Genomic DNA, 18,432 nt, shown 5'->3' with positions numbered 1-18,432 from the left:
TTACGAAATTTGCGGCGGAAGAACATGCAGTTCACATCTACATATATAATACGTTGTCTCCCGACTTACGCAAATCAGCTCATCGCAATTTAAAGTATAGCATTGTTTTCGTTAAAACGCCATGCTTCAGTTCTGCTTTGTTACCGGAAAAGCTTCAACCGATTAGATTCTTAATTGTTCCTCTCATGCCACTCTCTAATGTAGTTTAACCTGTCTTTAAATTTTTTCTCATTTCCTTGATTTGTTGGAAAATAATACTGCTGTCCCTCCAAAGAAGGCGGCATTGTTTTCATCGTTGTTAATTTATCCTGTTCATCATGTGAATATTGATAATCTTTTCCATAATCCAGCTCCTTCATTAATTTTGTCGGTGCATTTCTTATTTGCAATGGTACTGGTTCATTAATAGATTCCTTTACATCTTTTTTTGCTTTTTGCCGTGCTTTATATACAGCATTTGATTTTGGAGCAAGAGATAAATAAATGACAGCCTCTGTCAAATGAACATCACATTCCGGCATCCCGATATACCTGCAGGCCTGGAATACATCTGTTGTAATTGTTAAGGCACGTGTATCTGCCAGACCGATATCTTCACTTGCAAAACGGACTAACCTTCTTGCAATATATATCGGATCTTCTCCAGATTCCATCATCCTGGAGAGCCAATAAACAGCCGCATCCACATCACTGTTCCGCATCGATTTATGCAGGGCAGAAATGATGTTATAATGCTCTTCCCCACTTTTATCATACAGGAAGGAAGTTCGGGTAATCAGCTGTTCCAGATTAGACTCATTAATATAGAAACCTTCAGAGCTTGTATCACTATTTAAAACAGCCATTTCCAGCGTATTCAGGGCACTTCTTGCATCCCCGTTGGCAAATTTCGCGATGGCTCCCAGGCTTTGATCTGTTATTTGAATATTCTTATCACCAAACCCGTACGGATGATTTATCGCATTCTTTAGCAGGTTTACAATATCAGATAGTTCCAGCTGGTTTAAAACAAATACCTTGCTTCTCGATAACAATGCGGCATTTACTTCAAAGGATGGGTTCTCTGTTGTTGCTCCAATTAAAATAATGCTGCCATTTTCTACATAAGGGAGAAAGGCATCCTGCTGCGCTTTGTTAAACCGGTGTATTTCATCAATAAAAATAATCGTTTTTTCACCTAAATCAAGCCTTGCTTCAGCTTCCTTCATAATTATTTTAATATCCTTGATACTGCTGTTTACAGCAGACAGGTTAATAAATTTTGATTCTGTCTTATTGGCAATAATTTCAGCCAATGTTGTTTTCCCGACCCCGGGCGGTCCCCAAAAAATAATAGACGTAACCTGATCATTTTCGATAATCTCTCGCAAAACCTTCCCATGGGCTAATAAGTGCTGCTGACCGGAAAATTCATCCAGTGTTTTTGGCCGCACACGGCTGGCAAGTGGAGAATTTCTTTTATTATCCTCTGCAAAAAGTGATTCCTGCTTCATTGGGCTCACCTCTCTTTTGAATGATTTGCATGTTAGGATTTAAATATTTTATTTTGGGTTTAAAACAAGTAGCTGCTTTAGCCTGACTTATTTTCTGAAATCCGCCCAAAAGAACATTTGTTCTATTATAACAAATACTTATTCATTTGCAAAGTTATTTAAATCCAGAAAAGAATTTATAAAAACAAAAAGAACTGGTAATCGCAGCTCTTTCTAATTCTTTCATTTTCTGTTAAGCATTTCAGCCTGATAGTTTTCATCTTTTCCTCGTATCTTCAGGTATATCTTTTTTCATTCCGCGACGTTAAATACTGCAGTAATGCCGCTCTTTTATCTTATCTTCCATCCTTAATAACTTGATAGGCTTATATATTATTAGAAGCTAATTCCCTTTATGTTATAATAAAATAAAACCATTTCCAGGGAGAGTGAAATATGCTGTTTATACAAATCCTTTTAGTTGTTATTATACTTGCCGGAATTGTATATTTAATATTTTTACGCAAAAGAAATAAATTTGATCCATCACAATCACGCAGGGATCCTTTTGAAGTTATTTTAGAAGCTTCGGAAATGCTTGAAAACAAAGAAAATAATGCATCGCCTATAAAATATATGCGAGTAATGAAATATGTAAAACAAGAAACTGGAATGGGCTTCTTCGAATTAAAAAGATATATAGAAAATTCTACATCCCCCTATCAAAAATTAGAAGACCCTGAAGTTGTACAACATTTAGAAGACATGCTCCAAAAACCTGAAAATGAACATAAAGCAGTTAAATATGTACAGGATTATAGTGGATTAAGCTTCGAAAAAGCGAAGAATTACATTGATAAATTCAAAAATACAATGCTTTAAAGTAATTCCCACTTTTTACAGAGTGGTTCAGATCTATTATATTTAATTTTACAAAAACACTTGACCTGAAATCGTTATCAGAAAGTACACTCAATTTAAGAAGCAGTCCGGAGTAAATTTAGCATGGAATCTGAATATTATGATGAGTGTAACTAAAATGGCATGATCATATAATATTCTGGTATTCCAGCTAATCCCGGGCTGTTCTTTTGTTATTATTCTTTTCCCTGCTGCATTGTGATAAGTCTTTACACTGTCGACCTTTCAATCAATTCAGCAGAAACTTCTTTATGGGAAACTTTTTCGGATACGGCCTGCTCAAAGAGAAGCTGGCCGATAGAATATAAGGGTATGTCGACTGTAGTTATACTCATTGCACGTGCTATCGGCTGATCATCAAATCCAATAACTGCTAAGTCTTCTGGTATTTTAAGGTGGTGCTTAGAGCTTGATGTAATTATTCCTGCTGCCACTTGATCACCAGTAGCAAGTATAGCTGTAGGACGCTTTTGGAATGTTCCCATTTCTTTCAAAATACGTTCCCCGTCTTCTATGTTGAGACATTTTTTAAATATATATTTTTCATTATAAGGCAGTCCTTTTAGCTTTAGAAAATCACGATAAGCCTGTTCGCGCTGCCTGCTGTTCGTTCCTTCCAGCCTGTTTATTGAAAACCCAATTTCCCGGTGTCCATGCTCATAAAGGTATTCTAAGGCTTTTATAAAACATGCATAATGATCGATAAATGTATAGCTTAATGATGTTTGTTCTCCATCCTCAAAAAGAACAATATTGCCATATTGCTGATAGCTTTCCACTATATCTAAGGAAATTTTTCTGGAACAAATGATCAGGCTGTCAATTTGCTTTAACTTTAACATCTCCAAAGCTTCTTTTTCCTGATGTTCATGATATCCTGTCTGATAAAGCACCAGTTTATATTGATGAACAGAAGCTGCCTGTGATATCCCTTGAATCAAATTTGAGAAATACGGCTGGTCAAGAAATGGCAAAACAACACCAATTAAGTTTGTTTTTCCTTTCTTCAAGTTAACCGCATTAATATTTGGAATATAGCCAGTTTCTTTAATTGCTTTTTTTACTGCTGCTTCCTTTTCTTCCTTTACATAAGGATGATTATTCAGCACACGTGAAACTGTAGTAACAGATACACCAGCAGCTTTGGCAACATCACGAATGTTTGCCATTTCCTCACCCCCAAAGCTCCATTTCTAGCCTTTTTCATTACTTATATAGTTTGTCTGATATGAATCTCCCGTAATAATTAAACAGTTTAACCTGCCTCCATAAGCACATGCTCCGTCAATGTCAATCTTCTTATTACCAAAAAAAATACTATTATCTTTGTTTCCACGAATAGATTGTGTCGGCGTATGCCCATGAACAACGGTAAAATCATAAGGATGATCAACCCCTAAGAATTCTTGACGAATCCAGATTTTATCATAATCAGGAGTATCTCTCCAATCAGCCAATAGTGGATTAATACCTGCATGGACAAAAAGATGCTTTTCAGTTTCATAATAATATGGCAGGTTGGACAGAAACTCTAAATGTTCACTATCTTTTTCTTTGATCAGCTGCTTTGCAGAATGTAAATGTTCCTCTGCAGCATTATTTGGAAAATAGTCTTCTCCAACATAAGTTTCCAATGTAGTCATTCCGCCGTTAATTAAATAACGCCGCTGTTTGTCTGGATTATTACTAAATATAAACTCTATAAACATTTGATCGTGATTGCCTCTTAAAGCAATAGCCCCTTCGTCTACAAGTTTCATTATGTAAGTAACCGTCTGCTTCGATTCAGGACCTCTGTCAATATAATCTCCAAGCAGAATAAGCTGGTCTTCTTCCGGATTATAATCGTTTAATTGCAACAGCTCTACAAGCTCTTTATAGCAACCATGGATGTCACTGATAGCCAGGATTCTTTTCTTTGAAATGGTAATCACTCCTTTGACTTCAATTATAACATGCTTAAATTATAGTTGTTGATAGCAGATTTTCTATAGAATAATATTTATGACAGGAATTGATGTATGTTACTATTTTGGTATTGAAGAATTATAAAGTGAAGGGTTTCCAGAAAATTTTGCATCATCTACTATTTGAGGAATAAAACCTCAGTCCGCAACACTTCGGGGCTATGATAAAACCTGATTAAATGATTACCTCAAGTACTTTCCAATACGCAAAAATTCGCTTATACTACTTACAAAGGGAGGCGAAAACATGGAAAAAGAACCGATGTTAAAAGAAATACTGCATTCCTTAGAACTTCATTCTCAGCATATAGATAAAAAGTTTGATCAAATGGATTCCAAGATGGATAATATGCGGACAGACTTAGAAACGAAGATGGACAACATGCGGGCAGATTGGGAAGTCAGGATGGACAGAGGCTTTGATCACTTAGGGAAGAAGATAGATGGGGTCCGGACAGATTAAACAGAAACCCAAGATACTACCGATTTTCTATTAAGTAAAACTGCCCAGCACGAGAAAAAACTCCGCCATTACTCAGAACCGCAATAACACTTTCCTTATTATTTAAATCCCAAAATGTTAAAAGCCCCCTCTGTATCACTGTTGTAATAGCGCGGGGGGACTTTAATTTTTTACGATACTAACTCTGATTTGCAATAAATCTGAAATACAGATTATATAACTCTTTATTTTCTATGTTTTAATGACTATGGCCATGATGGTGCTCAGCACCAATCTCATAATCTGCATGACACAGAATAGAATCTTCATGTGGATGTGTATCCGTTTCTACTTGGATGGTTACGTGTCCAATACCTTTATGTCCTAATTCACTCTCAACGGTACGAAGCAATAATTGACTTTCCTCTACCATCATATTCCCATCTACAATGATATGACAGGAAAGCGCATTTTGCCCGCTTGTAATACTCCATACATGTAAATCATGGATACCCTTGATGCCATCTACATTCTCGATAGTCCTCACAATTTCTTTCAGGTCTACATTAAGCGGTGCTCCTTCCATCAAAATATGAACGGAATCTTTTGTGACCCGCCAGCCACTGATTAAAATCAGTACTGCAACCAATACACTCGCTACTATATCTGCCCACGTCCATTGGAAGAAAATCATCAGCAGTGCTGCTGCGATAGCTCCGACAGAGCCAAGCAAATCGCCGAGAACATGCAGGAAAGCTGCACGCATATTTAGATTATCCTTTGTATCTCCACCACGTAACATGGTAAATGCAACAAGAATATTTACTACTAAACCAATTACAGCAATAATTAGCATACCAGAAGAAGCTACTTCAGGCGGATCAAATAATCTCTGGAATGCTTCATAAAAAATAAATAGTGAAACAGCAAGTAATGTGACACCGTTCAAAATAGCTGCCAAAATTTCAAAGCGTTTGTATCCATAAGTTTTAGCATGATTTGCAGCTCTTTCTCCCAATATAAAAGCAATGAGAGCAATCAATAAGGAAATAGAATCGCTCAGCATATGTCCAGCATCTGCCAATAAAGCCAGACTATTTGTAAGAATACCGCCGATTACTTCGATAATCATAAACACTGTAATAATGATAAAACTGATTATGAGTGTTTTTTTATTAGCACCATGTGTATGATCATGACCATGGTGATGTCCCGCTCCCATATGATAACCTCCTTATTTAAAATATGAATTTATAAGTACCTGTTAACTGTGGCTTGCATGATCTATCATTTGTTTTAAAATAAGCATCACATGCTCATCGTCAGGCGAATAATAAAGCGTTGTTCCTTCACGGCGATACTTCACAAGACGTAAATTCTTCAGGAAACGCAATTGATGTGATACCGTTGATTGTCTGATATCTAAAGCCTCTGCGATTGCATTAACGGAGCATTCTTTTTTAAAAAGTAAATGAAGAATGCGGATTCTCGTTGGATCACCCAATGCTTTAAATGTTTGTGATACGATAAATAATGTTTCACTGTCCAGGTCTTCAGAAGAACTGTTTTCCACTTTGTACTCCTCCAATGTTTGATTTACCTCCTTTTATAATTTTGGATAATAATACAATTATTTAACCTGATATTCATTATATGAACATATTATCATATAAGCATATATATTACAATTATAATAATACAACTATTATTTATCCGCCGGGAACATGAAACTCCTCCCTTTAAAAATAATATCTAATAAATCTGGGCAACCTATTGTTATCCAAATCTAGAAAACGGGGGATAACGATGAATAAATTATTTATGATTTTCGTTTTCATTGGCCTGCCACTCTCCATCATCGGTTCTATTTTTCATTGGTCTGCCACTATTATGTTCATCATCTATTGTTTAACTATTATTGCTTTAGCCGGATTTATTGGCAGAGCCACTGAAAGTTTAGCAATTGTTTTGGGCCCAAGAGTCGGCGGCTTATTAAATGCAACTTTTGGAAATGCGGTTGAACTTATTATTTCTATCTTTGCACTCAAGGCTGGACTTATTGGAATCGTGCTGGCTTCGTTAACAGGATCCGTATTAGGCAACTTACTGCTTGTCGGTGGGCTTTCCTTTTTTGTAGGTGGCCTGAAATATAAAAGGCAAACTTTCAGCATTTATGATGCACGTCATAATGCAGGAATGCTAATTTTTGCTGTTATTGTTGCCTTTGTTATCCCTGAAGTGTTTACACATACGATGAATGAACAGGATACAATGATTTTAAGTGTCGGGATCGCCATTATTTTAATCGTATTATATTTGGCAGCATTGTTATTTAAGTTCGTTACTCATCGCGGGGTTTATCAAACAGATCATACACCAGTGGAGCCTGGTCATGAAGAAAAGCCTGAATGGGGAAAGGGAAAAGCAATTTCAATCCTGGCACTTGCAACGGCTGCTGTGGCCTATGTTTCAGAGCATTTAGTCTCGACCTTTGATACTGTTGGGGCTGCCTTCGGATGGTCGGAATTATTTATCGGGATAATTATTGTCGCCATTGTCGGAAATGCAGCAGAGCATGCATCAGCAATCATCATGGCTTATAAAAATAAAATGGATGTTGCTGTTGAGATTGCTGTCGGGTCTACACTGCAGGTAACCATGTTTGTTCTGCCGATTCTAGTGCTGTTATCCCTCTTCTTTTCAACATCCATGCCGCTTGTCTTCACATGGCCGGAGCTGATTAGTATGGTGACAGCTGTGTTATTAATGATAACCATATCGAATGATGGGGATTCCAATTGGTTTGAAGGACTCGCTTTACTAGCTGCATATGTGATTATGGGAATTGGATTTTACTTTATTTAAATATAGAAGATACATTTTATATAGATAGCGTTTTTCTAGCGATTGCCTTTTATAAATTTAAAAGGCAATCGCTTTTTTATGCAATGGATTTTCTGTCATATTTCCGTTTATAAGAGAAATTCCTTTTGTATATAATCTGCCTTTACATTAATTAATTCTTTGCTTTCAATTTATAATCAATTCACTTTATAAACTCTTTAGAATTGTTATTTACAATCAAATTATTCACTACAAAACATTATCATTTTATGTCAGAAAGGAAGATGAAATAATGAATTTTAAACCGGCCAACAATCGGATAATACTTTTGGACATTGTCCGGGGTTTGGCTATTCTCGGTATTCTTTTAGTTAATATGCTTTTTTTCACTACCTCTTTGCAGGCTATTCAATTCCAATTGGAATTATGGCCGGGCTGGTGGGATCAAGCCATACAATCCTTCCTTGATTTCTTTGTCTCCGGCAAATTTATTGCTATTTTTTCTTTTTTGTTTGGATACAGTATGATTTTAATGAAGGATAGTGCCTTAAAAAGAAAGCGCCATTTTGTGCCTATCTACACCCGCCGCCTGCTTGCATTACTTTTGTTCGGGTTGATACATGGATGGTTTATCTGGTATGGAGATATTCTCTTTCATTATGCCTTACTTGGTTTTCTCTTATTACTCTTCCACAAACGGGCAGCAAAAACACTGCTGGTCTGGGCATGTCTTCTGCTTCTTTTTATTCCTGGACTATTGCTGTTCAGCGGTCCAGATGGAAGCTATGAGCCTAACCCCGAATGGATGGAGCAGGTTCATCAATGGATTACTGCTGATGAAGCGGTATATAGCAGTGGTACATGGGCAGAAATTCAAGAGCTCCGGATAAGAGATTGGAATTCCTCCGTAATGAATCAAATTATCTTTTATCCGCAAATTCTTGGATTGTTTCTGCTTGGTGCTTATTTTGCAAAGAAAAAATGGTTTTCAAATATACCCGCTAATTACTCTCAGCTATTGCAGATTTGTCTGTGGACAGGGGGAATCGGCTTTTTATTACAGCTTATCCCCGTAATTTTAAAACTGACTATGGACCCGCTGACAATGTGGATGAATCAATTTGAAGTTCTTCAGCATCTGTTGGGCGGTCCGCTGATTGCTGTCTTCTATATCACATTGATTGCTTTATTAATCCAAAAAGGCACATGGAAACGCTTGTTAAGCCCATTATCCAGTGTCGGTCGTATGGCGTTTACTAATTATATTATGCAATCCGTTATCTGCACCTTGATTTTTTACAGCTATGGACTTGGCCTATTTGGTAAGATAGGGCCTGCAGCAGGTTCATTGCTTGCTGTCCTGATCTTTATCATGCAGGTTATATGGAGCAAGCACTGGCTTCGTTATTTCCGGATGGGACCATTAGAATGGATTTGGAGAGGAATTACCTATTTGTCCTTACCGCCTTTGAAAGCGAAGAAATCTGTCAAAGATTAATTAATCAATCCTATTGGCTGATGACAGATTGATAGCAGTATGAGGCTTTCTACTTCTCAAGAAAATTACCACCAGTATACTTTTTAAATACTGGTGGTAATTTTCTTATATATTAGTTTCAACTCTAAAACAGACTGCATTCTTTAATGATTGAAAATAAATATCATAGTGATAATCTGAACGAAAAGTCATATTGTAAATGGTGGAATGTAACGTCCATCGATGTCTGTAAACCCATACTCCTTCGCTAAATCTCCAGCCCTGAACACTTGCCCGTTTTTCTCCATCACATTTGGATCACCTGCAAGCGCAGCTATCCCCCGGCCGACATAATATGGTGTTTCTGTTTGCTTTAAATCTTCTGCTTCCTGCCAGCTCTTTTCATTTGCACCATGGAATTCCAATACAAGCTCTGTCCGCATAAACCCTGGAGAAACAGCAAGAACAGCAATGTTATCCTGTTTTAATTCTATCGATAGTCCGTAAGCCATTCGTACCAATGCATTCTTTGCTAAATCATAATAAAACTGCCCTGTGTACATACTCCGATCCCAAAACGTTGTATGAATAATAAGTGCTTGTTTATTTTCACGAAGTAATGGAACTGCAAAATAATTTGTTGCCAGTTGAGCACGCACACCAGCAGTAAACATCGTATCCCAATTTTTCAATGACAGCTCCCAAAAAGGTTTTCCATCTACACCAAGGTCATGTGCACCCCACACATTATTAACCAATATATCCAGCCTTCCCTGCTCTTCTCTAATTTGAGATATAACTGCTTCAGTTTCTGCGTCATTGGTATGGTCGCACTGTACTGCAATTGCATCTCCGCCGGAGGCTTCTATTTCTGATACAGTATCATCAATAGTCCCTGGCCAATTATTCGTAGATGCCCCCCGGATACTCCGACCTGTGACATATACTGTTGCACCAGCTTTCCCCAGCTCTACAGCAATACCGCGGCCGGCCCCTCTGCTTCCTCCTGTAACAAGTGCTACTTTTCCATCCAGTATCTTCATTAACTTCAATCCTTTCTTCATCAGATATTTTCATTATAAGGATGTATTCTTGACATCTATTGTCATATTTTATTTAATAAATATAATTCATTGGAAAAAGGTGATTTTAATGAGAGGTGACCGCTTGATATCAATTCTTTTAATGCTGCAGACTCAAGGGCGAATAACTGCTAAAGAGCTGGCTGAAAAGCTGGAGGTCTCCGAACGGACAATTTATCGAGATATGGAGGTTCTAAGCGGATCTGGTATTCCTGTTTTTGCCGATCGTGGAAAAAATGGCGGCTGGTCTTTAATGGATGGATATCAGACAGATTTAACCGGTTTAAAAGAATCAGAAATACGTGCTTTATTTGCTCCTGTATCTCCACAATTATTGGATGATTTGGGGTTAACCCGCACCTCTGAAGACGCCCGAAATAAGATTATTGCCTCCCTTCCTGCAGCTTACCGTAAAAATGCAAAGGATATATGGAGCCGCATCCATATTGACACCAGCTCATGGCGGGGAACAAAAGAAAAAATATCCTCTTTTGAAGTGTTGAAAAATGCGATATGGGAGAATGTTACATTGGAGATTATTTATCAGCGTGCAGATGGACAGACAAATCGCTATATCGTCCAACCGCTTGGATTAGTTGCTAAAGGGAGCATCTGGTATTTTATTGCCGCCAAAGAAAATGGAGATATCCGGAATTACCGTGCTTCGCGAATTCAGTCTGCTGTGCCCGGGGTGAATACGTTTGAAAGACCGGATGACTTCGATATTGCAGCATATTGGAAATCCTCAAAACAAGCTTTTATCAAAGCGTTACCAACTTATGAAGTGCGGGTTAAGGTTTCTGAGGAAGTTCTGTCAAGACTCTCCTTTTCAAATCATTTTGTACGGATAATTGAAGCAGAATCTAGCGATAAAGAAGGTTGGAAATCTGTCAAATTAGCTTTTGATACGAAGGACGAGGCAAAGAGATATATTCTCGGATTCGCAGACCAAATATCCATTATCGAGCCGGAGGAACTGCATTTCGAAATTCTTAAATTAGCCGAAGCAGCTGTTGCTCATTATAAAGTATAGTATAAGATTGCTTATTCCTAAAAATTTTACAGAATACGTTATTCGGATAGAAGCAACACGATTTATTTAACAGAAAATAAATCGTGTTGCTTCTATCCATCAATATTTATATTTAAGAAAACAGCTTTAAACCAACTGCAGCACCTAATACCATTGTGATAAACATAATTCTTTTCCAATCTTTTACCTCATTATAAAAAACCATTCCAGCTATTGCACCGCCAGAAGCACCGATACCGGTCCAAACAGCATAAGCAGTTCCCATAGGCAGGGTTTCCATGGCATAGGCCAGAAAAAAGAAGCTCGCTCCAAAACCCAAAACCAGCAAAGACAATGCCTGCCAGCTGCGATCTTTGTGTAATTTATTGATCATGGTAACACCAAATACTTCAAACAAGCCTGCTACAACTAATGAAGTCCAAGCCATCACGATTCAGCTCCTTCTTTAATATTATCTTTTGTTACTAATTTCAAACCAATAACACCCGTCAATAAAATAGCAATTAAAAGGATTTTTACCATTTGAAACGGCTCACCAAAGAAGACAATATCTGCGAAAGTTGTTCCTGTAGTCCCCAGACCCACAAAAACGGCATAAACAGTTCCAACAGGAAGCTTTTTCCCAGCCATAATCATCAAATAGAAACTGATAATGATTGCGATCACAGTTCCCGTCCAAGTCCAAAAATCATAAGCATGTTTTAAGCCAATTACCCAAAACACCTCAATCACTGCAGCAATAATTACTTTTAACCAATTCATATTCATTCCATCCGCACCTCCAATTTAATTTCAAGAAAAACAAAAAAGAGACAAAAAAACCGGGAGATAACTGTTAAACAGTTTCTCCCGGGCTTTTGTCCCTCCGTGGCACAGCTAAGCTGTGAGTTTCCTCTCGGACCAGACCAACTGATTGTTGCGGAACCCTAGAAAACATTCAACTTATTTACTTAGATAATATTATACATATATTTTGGATGTAGTCAAACAGTAATCTGCCTTAAATTGGCATGCTTTACTATTCTTCATCACCAATAACAGCTTCCTTTTTCAGCGATAAATCTTTAAACCGCATTTGTTTTATACATCAAATACAAGAAATATGGAGCACCGATAATTGCTACAACAATCCCTGCCGGAATCGTACCAATCGGCAAAACCGTCTGGCCAACGGTATCAGCAACCACCAATAGAAATGCACCCGTCAATAATGCAATCGGCAGGAACAGCTGATGTCTTGGTCCGACAAAAGACTTCGCAATGTGTGGTCCCATTAAACCAATAAAACCGATAGAGCCAACCACTGCAACAGCAACAGATGATAAAATAACTGAGGCAATAAGCAAAATAAGCCTTTCTTTATCCAGGTTCACTCCTAAACTCTTTGCTGTTTGATCATTCGTATTGATAATATTTAGGCTGTTTGACTTAAAGAATAGAAATGGAATAATGATTAATATCCATGGTAAAAATGCAAGAACAAAGGGCCATTCATCTCCCCAGATATTCCCTGCCATCCAGGCAGCAATAAATTCAGCCTGATCTTCATTAAATTTCCTCATCATTGTTATAGAGCCCCCAGATAGCGCTGCAGATAGTCCGACACCTATCAAAACCATATTGACAGGACTGATTCCTTTGCCTTTATTATAACTGAACAAAAAAATGAGCAATGCAGTCAAAATCCCTCCTGCTGCGCTTATCAGTGGCAGAACATAAATAAAGGTATTGGGGTTTACTTGTCCAATAACAATAAAAACAGCAATAGCAAAACCTCCACCTGCATTTATGCCAAGAATCCCGGATTCTGCCAATGGATTTTTAGTGATACTCTGGATAATGGCACCACTCATGCTTAGGGCCATTCCGGCTAGCAATGTAATCAGCATTCTCGACATTCTGAATTCCATTAAAATTAAGTTATCCTTGAATTCTCCTTGCCCAATCAATGTTTTCAAATAAGCGGATAAATCCATTTTATATTCACCGGAGGTAATGCTCCAAGTGACTGCCAAAAAAAGCAGTACTGTTAAAACGAGGCATACTATTATCTGCTTTCTTTTCAGCTTGGAATCGATCATATCGTACGTCCCCCTTTTTTAATCAAATATAAAAAATAAGGGACACCTATAAAGGAAATAATTGCACTGACAGGAGCTTCTCCCATTAATCTGGCAACAGTATCTGCACCAACGACCAGACAACCTCCTAAAACAGCAGTTAATGGGATAACTTTTTTATAATCTGTACCAACTAAAAACCTGGAAATATGCGGAACCATTAAGCCAACAAATGCAATTTGCCCGACTATTGCTACAGAAATTCCGGCAAGAAGCATACTCAAAAGCATTGTTCCTGCCCGTATGAGCTTCACATTCTGTCCCAGCCCTTTTGCAATTGATTCACCTAAATTCAGGATAGACAATTGTCCGCTTATAAGAATAAAGATAACCACGATAATAGCAACAACAGGGATACCAGTATATAACTGCTGCCAGGTAGTTCCAGAAACACCTCCAGAACTCCAGAATATTAGAGTTTGATTTAATCTAAAATATAATGCAATAGCCTGGCTTGCCGCACTAAGCAGAGCGCTGACTGCAGCCCCTGCCAAAATAAGGCGGACAGGATTAAATCCGTCTTTTCTGGAACTCCCGATCATCAGCACCATAGTTCCGCCAAGCATTGCACCAATAAATCCAGTTAAAATTAAAAGTGGGAACGTTATAACAGGTGAAACTGCGTAAGTCAATGCCAGCATCAAAGCAGCTCCCGAATTCAAACCAATTAAACTGGGATCAGCAAGACTGTTTCTCGTGACACTCTGAATTCCTGCTCCTGAAACTGCAAGAGCAACACCAACTAATAAAGCTCCGATATCTCTGGGAATACGGACATCTATAATAATATTATGATTCACGTCCTCTGGATCATAGTTAAAAATGGCATTTAGAATTGTTGAGGTATCTATATCAGCATTGCCATACACAATCGATATCCAAAACGTTATAACGAGAATGATACAAGCAATGGTAAAAATAATACTAAAATGAAAAGGGATTTTGTTCTTCAATTCCATAACTATTAACTCATTTCTTCACTTAATTTCAACTTTTGAATACTTCCTGTTAACTAATTGGTAATTTGCTATCATTGGTTTGCCAGTCAGCTTATCCTGCATCAGTTCAGCATCAATCTGGAAAACTTCAGCAAGCAGCTGGCTTGATAAAACCTCTGGTATATTACCTTGTGTTATCACTTCTCCATCCTTCATGGTAATCATGTAATCTGAAAAACGAATAGCCTGATTAATATCATGAAGTACCATTACGATTGTTGTTTGCTGTTTTTGATTCAGCTCTTTTATCAATTCCAGGATTTCAAGCTGATGTGCTATATCAAGGAAAGTGGTTGGTTCATCCAGAAAAATAATATCTGTTTTTTGAGCGAGGGCCATAGCAATCCATACTCTTTGCTTCTGGCCGCCGCTCAGATCATTGATTATTCTATGCTTAAACTCGGTTATGCCTGTAACTTGCAAAGCCCAATCAATTACCTCTACATCTTCTGGAACTAAACGCCCGAACCCTTTTTGATAGGGGTATCTTCCATAAGACACTAGTTCCCCGACGGTTAAACCATCAGCCACCTCTGGAGATTGAGGTAAAATAGCAATTTTTTTGGCAATCTCCTTAGAAGCCGATTTATTGATATCTGTTCCATCTAAAGCGGTTTTTCCTTTTTTTATTGGAAGAAGTCTGCATAATGCTTTCAATAAAGTGGATTTTCCACAGCCATTAGGACCAATAATTGAGGTTATTTTTTTATTGGGAATCTCAATATCCAAATCCTCAATAATAACCTTATTTCCGTAGGCGATGGTTAAATTTCTTCCAGTAAGACGATTCATAGAGCTCCCTCTTTTTTATTAAATTAATCTATCATTTTATTTCATTGCATCCAGCTGCTCTTTAATGATGTCTCTCTGCGCTTCTAATGAAATAGGATCATTATATCTCGTCACAGCTAAATCTAATTCAATCACTCTGTTTTCCTGGACAGCTTCTGCATTTTTCCAAACTGCTGATTCCGCTATAGGAGCTTCCTCACCTTCTGTAGCTAACACTATAAAATCACCGGCGTACTCTGGAAGCTCTTCCGTAGACAGCTCCACATTAAATTGATCTTTTGTGACTTCTGCCAGCGCTTCCGGCTGTACAAACCCGTAGCCATCGTATAATATTTCTCCACCGCGGCCATAATCTGTATTAAATGAAACCAGCCCTTTTGGTGTTGATTGGAAAATCGAAAGTGTACTGTCTCCTATTAAGTCTTTATATTCTTCTGTATCCTGAGCCATCTGTTCCTCCCATTCATCCAGCCAGGCCTGTGCCTGATCTTCTTCTCCTACAAGTTCTCCCAATAATTTTGTATTATCTTTATACGTGCTAATCATCGAGTCAAACGTTATAGTAGGAGCAATTTGCTGCAGTTTATTTAAATTGGGATCCGTCGCTGTCGCAACAATTAAATCAGGCTCTAAATTAATAATACTCTCTACGTCCTCTGGATCTATGCGTTCAATCCCTTCTGTTGCCTCATTCAGAACCTCATCCTGGTCGACATAAAAGCTTACTCCAACCGGCTCATGTCCAAACTTAAGTAATGCACGTATGTATGTCGGGTGAAGTACAACGATTCGTTCAGGATCAGCAGGTACTTCCACTTCATCTCCGCTGTCAGTTGTAAATGTTTTGGTTTCAGCCTCACTTGATTCATTACTTTCTTCATCATTTGCCTCAGCATTATTATCTTCCTGGCTATTATCATTACAGGCTGCTAAAAATATAAGAAATATTGCACTGATTAAAAAGAACAAGCTTTTTTTCATGGTGTTTCTCTCCTCTTTTTTGTGTAAGTTTTTATCCGTACAAATATACTTTATTTTTTTCATCTAAAATATCATTATGGGAGGAAACAATAGCAGTTTTATGTGCATCTGGTTCCATATACAGCTTGGCGCTGTTTACTGCATTTGCTGCATCCTGATAAGCACCGGCAATCAATTTCAACTTCCCTTCATAGGAGACGCAGTCACCTGCTCCATAAATTCCTGGAAGATTGGTATTTCCATTAGCATCACTTTTCACCTGGAAATAGTCTCCCAACTCTAACCCGGTCTTATTTTGCTCATTATTAAAAAGATAATTGTCCTTGTTGTATCCATGATTCACGAGCAGCGCATCTACCGGCATCGTATATCTTTCATTTGTTTTGTTGTTATACAGGACAACCTCTGAAACTTCGTCTTCGCCTGCAAGCTCATGTATTTCTGTATTAAACACGATATTCACTCCGTTATTTATGAGCTTCGTTTTAGTTGATTCCAGCCCTTTTAAATCATCTCCCCGGTATATTAATGTAATCTCTTTAGCTATTGGCGATAAATCATTGCCCCAGTCAATCGAGGATGGACCGCCGCCTGATATAAGCAAAGATTTTCCACGGAATTCATTCACATCGAGAACCTTATAATAAAGATTCTTACTTTCAAATTCATTTGCCCTTGGTACTTCCAATTTTAACGGACTAATAACACCGCCCATTCCAGTAGCAATAACAATTGTTTTAGAATAATGTCTCTCTTCTGCACTGGTTGTCAGCATAAAGATACCGTCTTCATTTTTCTCTATATCCGTTACAATCTGTCCCAATACAACAGCTGGATCAAATGTCAGTCCCTGTTTAATTGATTGGTCAATTAATTCTCTTCCTGTTAAAGGAGTAAGTCCTCCTACATCCCATACCATTTTTTGCGGATAAACATGTACTTTCCCGCCAAGCTTATTATCGGCTTCGATAATTTTCGTCTTCATTTCCCGCAGCCCTGCATAAAAAGCAGTAAATAACCCTGCTGGCCCGCCGCCAATAATTGTAATATCGTATATTTCTTCTTTACTTATAGACATCCATTATCCCATCCTTTATATTTATATCCTCATTGATAATGATAATCGTTATCAATTAAATCAATTATAATTCAATTTTCTTATAAGTCAATACATTTTTTTGGATATACCTATGACTGTTTTTGCATGAATATAATCATATCTTCCCGGTAAACATTTTGATTCATAGCTTCTATTCTGCCTTATAGTAATGACAACTAAAATGGAGCATTCAATATTTTGTCACACGAATTGGAGTTGATTGATTTTAATAACTCTGAAGAAGAAAACGATTATTATTTTAAGAAATTGAAGAAATGTATGGTATCCAGCAGAAAGAGCAGCTCCTCTTAAATAAAGAAGAACTGCTCTTTCCATGAAAATAAAACATTATAGTCTAAAGCTCTGTCCTCAATTCCCAAAGCTCCGGAAAGAAATACTGATCAAGTACTTTTTTCAAATAGCTTACGCCACCGGAGCCTCCTGTCCCCTTTTTAAAGCCAATAATCCGTTCTACCGTTTTCATATGCCTGAAACGCCACTGCTGGAATAAATCCTCTATATCGACCAGCTCTTCCGCAAGTTCATACAGCTCCCAATATTGATCTACATTTTTATACACCGTCATCCAGGCCTGTTTCACACTTTCATTAGATTTATGTGTAACACTGACATCCCTGTTCAATACATCCTCATCGATTGGAAGCCCTGCTCTGGCAAGTGCCTGTATCGAAACATCATAGAGACTCGGTGCTTCGTGCGCTTCCTGTAAAATCTGATGAAGATCTGGATCTTTTTCATATATTTTCAGAACATATTCTGTTTTATATCCAAGAGCAAATTCTATCAATCTATTTTGATAGGATTGAAAACCGGATGCATTTCCTAATTTATCTCGAAACTCCATATATTCACTCGGTGTCATGGTGGAAAGGACATCCCATACACTTTTCAGCTGTTCCTGTATCTGGGATACCCGTGCGAGCCTCTTAAAGGAAGATCTCAAGTTATCAGACTGTATATCCTGAACAACAGAATTGATTTCATGAAGGATTAATTTCATCCAGAGCTCGCTCACATGATGAACAACGATAAATAACATTTCGTCGTGATGATCGCTCAAGAGACGCTGGCTGGATAATAACGTATCCAGTCCCAGATAGTCACTATAAGTCATTTTTTCTTTAAAATCTGTGTGGATACTTTTTTCATTTTCAAAGGCCTGATGTTGATTGATAGACTTCAT

At 37.7% G+C, this 18,432-nt stretch carries 19 protein-coding genes and 1 riboswitch; of the genes, 5 read left to right on the top strand and 14 right to left on the bottom strand.

All coding sequences use genetic code 11. The annotated features are described in order from the left end of the window. Positions 1-170: 170 nt before the first annotated feature. Positions 171-1,493: a replication-associated recombination protein A gene (locus MKY30_RS13485; protein ID WP_339285255.1), complete on the bottom strand. Its 1,323-nt coding sequence runs from the start codon at positions 1,491-1,493 to the stop codon at positions 171-173. A gap of 435 nt (positions 1,494-1,928) precedes the next feature. Here MKY30_RS13485 and MKY30_RS13480 point away from each other — a divergent pair, with 435 nt between their 5' ends. Then, the gene (locus MKY30_RS13480; RefSeq protein WP_339285253.1) at positions 1,929-2,354 is read left to right on the top strand and encodes a hypothetical protein; all 426 of its coding nucleotides are present in this window, start codon (positions 1,929-1,931) and stop codon (positions 2,352-2,354) included. 248 nt (positions 2,355-2,602) lie between these two features. On the opposite strand, the gene MKY30_RS13475 is transcribed toward MKY30_RS13480, so the two are convergent. Further along, a complete protein-coding gene (locus tag MKY30_RS13475; RefSeq protein ID WP_339285251.1) occupies positions 2,603-3,562 on the bottom strand; it encodes a LacI family DNA-binding transcriptional regulator in 960 nt (319 codons plus the stop codon). 24 nt (positions 3,563-3,586) lie between these two features. After that, positions 3,587-4,327: a metallophosphoesterase gene (locus MKY30_RS13470; RefSeq protein WP_198048712.1), complete on the bottom strand. Its 741-nt coding sequence runs from the start codon at positions 4,325-4,327 to the stop codon at positions 3,587-3,589. A gap of 280 nt (positions 4,328-4,607) precedes the next feature. Here MKY30_RS13470 and MKY30_RS13465 point away from each other — a divergent pair, with 280 nt between their 5' ends. Continuing rightward, positions 4,608-4,823, top strand: a complete 216-nt coding sequence (locus tag MKY30_RS13465) for a hypothetical protein (RefSeq protein WP_341084272.1) — start codon at positions 4,608-4,610, stop codon at positions 4,821-4,823. 238 nt (positions 4,824-5,061) lie between these two features. Here MKY30_RS13465 and MKY30_RS13460 read toward each other — a convergent pair whose 3' ends face one another. After that, on the bottom strand, positions 5,062-6,024 hold the full coding sequence (locus MKY30_RS13460; RefSeq protein WP_341084270.1) for a cation diffusion facilitator family transporter: 963 nt from the start codon (positions 6,022-6,024) through the stop codon (positions 5,062-5,064). A 42-nt stretch (positions 6,025-6,066) separates the two neighbouring features. Next, positions 6,067-6,375, bottom strand: a complete 309-nt coding sequence (locus tag MKY30_RS13455) for an ArsR/SmtB family transcription factor (RefSeq protein ID WP_371863287.1) — start codon at positions 6,373-6,375, stop codon at positions 6,067-6,069. 233 nt (positions 6,376-6,608) lie between these two features. Between MKY30_RS13455 and cax the strand changes: the two genes are divergently transcribed. Continuing rightward, positions 6,609-7,667, top strand: a complete 1,059-nt coding sequence (gene cax / locus MKY30_RS13450) for a calcium/proton exchanger (protein WP_156987414.1) — start codon at positions 6,609-6,611, stop codon at positions 7,665-7,667. 271 nt (positions 7,668-7,938) lie between these two features. Beyond that, complete coding sequence (locus MKY30_RS13445) at positions 7,939-9,144, top strand: DUF418 domain-containing protein (protein ID WP_341084264.1); 1,206 nt, start codon at positions 7,939-7,941, stop codon at positions 9,142-9,144. A 188-nt stretch (positions 9,145-9,332) separates the two neighbouring features. Here the strand turns inward: MKY30_RS13445 and MKY30_RS13440 are convergent, their stop codons facing one another. Further along, a complete protein-coding gene (locus tag MKY30_RS13440; RefSeq protein ID WP_339285242.1) occupies positions 9,333-10,166 on the bottom strand; it encodes an SDR family NAD(P)-dependent oxidoreductase in 834 nt (277 codons plus the stop codon). 109 nt (positions 10,167-10,275) lie between these two features. Here MKY30_RS13440 and MKY30_RS13435 point away from each other — a divergent pair, with 109 nt between their 5' ends. Continuing rightward, positions 10,276-11,238, top strand: coding sequence for a helix-turn-helix transcriptional regulator (locus MKY30_RS13435; RefSeq protein WP_379547246.1), 963 nt, complete (start codon positions 10,276-10,278; stop codon positions 11,236-11,238). Between the two features lie 112 nt (positions 11,239-11,350). Here MKY30_RS13435 and MKY30_RS13430 read toward each other — a convergent pair whose 3' ends face one another. The 8 genes from MKY30_RS13430 to kynA all read right to left on the bottom strand — a co-directional run bounded on the left by MKY30_RS13430 (position 11,351) and on the right by kynA (position 18,432). Continuing rightward, positions 11,351-11,665 carry a DMT family transporter gene (locus tag MKY30_RS13430; protein WP_339285238.1) on the bottom strand — a complete coding sequence of 105 codons (315 nt, stop codon included), beginning with the start codon at positions 11,663-11,665 and terminating at the stop codon, positions 11,351-11,353. Beyond that, entirely contained in the window at positions 11,665-12,006 is a 342-nt protein-coding gene (locus tag MKY30_RS13425) for a DMT family transporter (RefSeq protein WP_147209913.1), read from the bottom strand. Before MKY30_RS13425 ends, MKY30_RS13430 begins: the two co-directional genes overlap by 1 nt. Positions 12,007-12,082: 76 nt before the next feature. Beyond that, positions 12,083-12,179, bottom strand: a riboswitch (guanidine-I (ykkC/yxkD leader). Between the two features lie 123 nt (positions 12,180-12,302). Continuing rightward, positions 12,303-13,319 carry a FecCD family ABC transporter permease gene (locus MKY30_RS13420; RefSeq protein WP_341084263.1) on the bottom strand — a complete coding sequence of 339 codons (1,017 nt, stop codon included), beginning with the start codon at positions 13,317-13,319 and terminating at the stop codon, positions 12,303-12,305. Further along, a complete protein-coding gene (locus MKY30_RS13415) occupies positions 13,316-14,317 on the bottom strand; it encodes a FecCD family ABC transporter permease (protein ID WP_341084262.1) in 1,002 nt (333 codons plus the stop codon). The genes MKY30_RS13420 and MKY30_RS13415 overlap by 4 nt, the downstream gene beginning before the upstream one ends. A gap of 18 nt (positions 14,318-14,335) precedes the next feature. Continuing rightward, positions 14,336-15,148 (bottom strand): ABC transporter ATP-binding protein, encoded by an 813-nt coding sequence (locus MKY30_RS13410; protein ID WP_341084260.1) that lies wholly within the window; start codon positions 15,146-15,148, stop codon positions 14,336-14,338. Between the two features lie 36 nt (positions 15,149-15,184). Then, complete coding sequence (locus tag MKY30_RS13405) at positions 15,185-16,129, bottom strand: ABC transporter substrate-binding protein (protein ID WP_341084259.1); 945 nt, start codon at positions 16,127-16,129, stop codon at positions 15,185-15,187. Between the two features lie 31 nt (positions 16,130-16,160). After that, positions 16,161-17,207 carry an NAD(P)/FAD-dependent oxidoreductase gene (locus tag MKY30_RS13400; protein ID WP_307725839.1) on the bottom strand — a complete coding sequence of 349 codons (1,047 nt, stop codon included), beginning with the start codon at positions 17,205-17,207 and terminating at the stop codon, positions 16,161-16,163. Between the two features lie 376 nt (positions 17,208-17,583). Next, positions 17,584-18,432, bottom strand: coding sequence for a tryptophan 2,3-dioxygenase (kynA, locus tag MKY30_RS13395; RefSeq protein ID WP_341084257.1), 849 nt, complete (start codon positions 18,430-18,432; stop codon positions 17,584-17,586).

Source organism: Oceanobacillus sp. FSL W8-0428, assembly GCF_038004405.1.
In the GTDB taxonomy this organism is placed as follows: Bacteria; Bacillota; Bacilli; order Bacillales; family Amphibacillaceae; genus Oceanobacillus; species Oceanobacillus sojae.
The sequence above is the reverse complement of the archived record's forward strand: the minus strand, read 5'-3'. Positions and strand labels throughout refer to the sequence as shown.

Bases quoted from the DNA above. Each gene is read 5' to 3' on its own strand.
- MKY30_RS13485 (WP_339285255.1), bottom strand. From the start codon at position 1,493: ATGAAGCAGGAATCACTTTTTGCAGAGGATAATAAAAGAAATTCTCCA.
- MKY30_RS13480 (WP_339285253.1), top strand. From the start codon at position 1,929: ATGCTGTTTATACAAATCCTTTTAGTTGTTATTATACTTGCCGGAATT.
- MKY30_RS13475 (WP_339285251.1), bottom strand. From the start codon at position 3,562: ATGGCAAACATTCGTGATGTTGCCAAAGCTGCTGGTGTATCTGTTACT.
- MKY30_RS13465 (WP_341084272.1), top strand. From the start codon at position 4,608: ATGGAAAAAGAACCGATGTTAAAAGAAATACTGCATTCCTTAGAACTT.
- MKY30_RS13460 (WP_341084270.1), bottom strand. From the start codon at position 6,024: ATGGGAGCGGGACATCACCATGGTCATGATCATACACATGGTGCTAAT.
- cax (WP_156987414.1), top strand. From the start codon at position 6,609: ATGAATAAATTATTTATGATTTTCGTTTTCATTGGCCTGCCACTCTCC.
- MKY30_RS13445 (WP_341084264.1), top strand. From the start codon at position 7,939: ATGAATTTTAAACCGGCCAACAATCGGATAATACTTTTGGACATTGTC.
- MKY30_RS13440 (WP_339285242.1), bottom strand. From the start codon at position 10,166: ATGAAGATACTGGATGGAAAAGTAGCACTTGTTACAGGAGGAAGCAGA.
- MKY30_RS13435 (WP_379547246.1), top strand. From the start codon at position 10,276: ATGAGAGGTGACCGCTTGATATCAATTCTTTTAATGCTGCAGACTCAA.
- MKY30_RS13430 (WP_339285238.1), bottom strand. From the start codon at position 11,665: ATGGCTTGGACTTCATTAGTTGTAGCAGGCTTGTTTGAAGTATTTGGT.
- MKY30_RS13425 (WP_147209913.1), bottom strand. From the start codon at position 12,006: ATGAATATGAATTGGTTAAAAGTAATTATTGCTGCAGTGATTGAGGTG.
- MKY30_RS13420 (WP_341084263.1), bottom strand. From the start codon at position 13,319: ATGATCGATTCCAAGCTGAAAAGAAAGCAGATAATAGTATGCCTCGTT.
- MKY30_RS13415 (WP_341084262.1), bottom strand. From the start codon at position 14,317: ATGGAATTGAAGAACAAAATCCCTTTTCATTTTAGTATTATTTTTACC.
- MKY30_RS13410 (WP_341084260.1), bottom strand. From the start codon at position 15,148: ATGAATCGTCTTACTGGAAGAAATTTAACCATCGCCTACGGAAATAAG.
- MKY30_RS13405 (WP_341084259.1), bottom strand. From the start codon at position 16,129: ATGAAAAAAAGCTTGTTCTTTTTAATCAGTGCAATATTTCTTATATTT.
- MKY30_RS13400 (WP_307725839.1), bottom strand. From the start codon at position 17,207: ATGTCTATAAGTAAAGAAGAAATATACGATATTACAATTATTGGCGGC.
- kynA (WP_341084257.1), bottom strand. From the start codon at position 18,432: ATGAAGTCTATCAATCAACATCAGGCCTTTGAAAATGAAAAAAGTATC.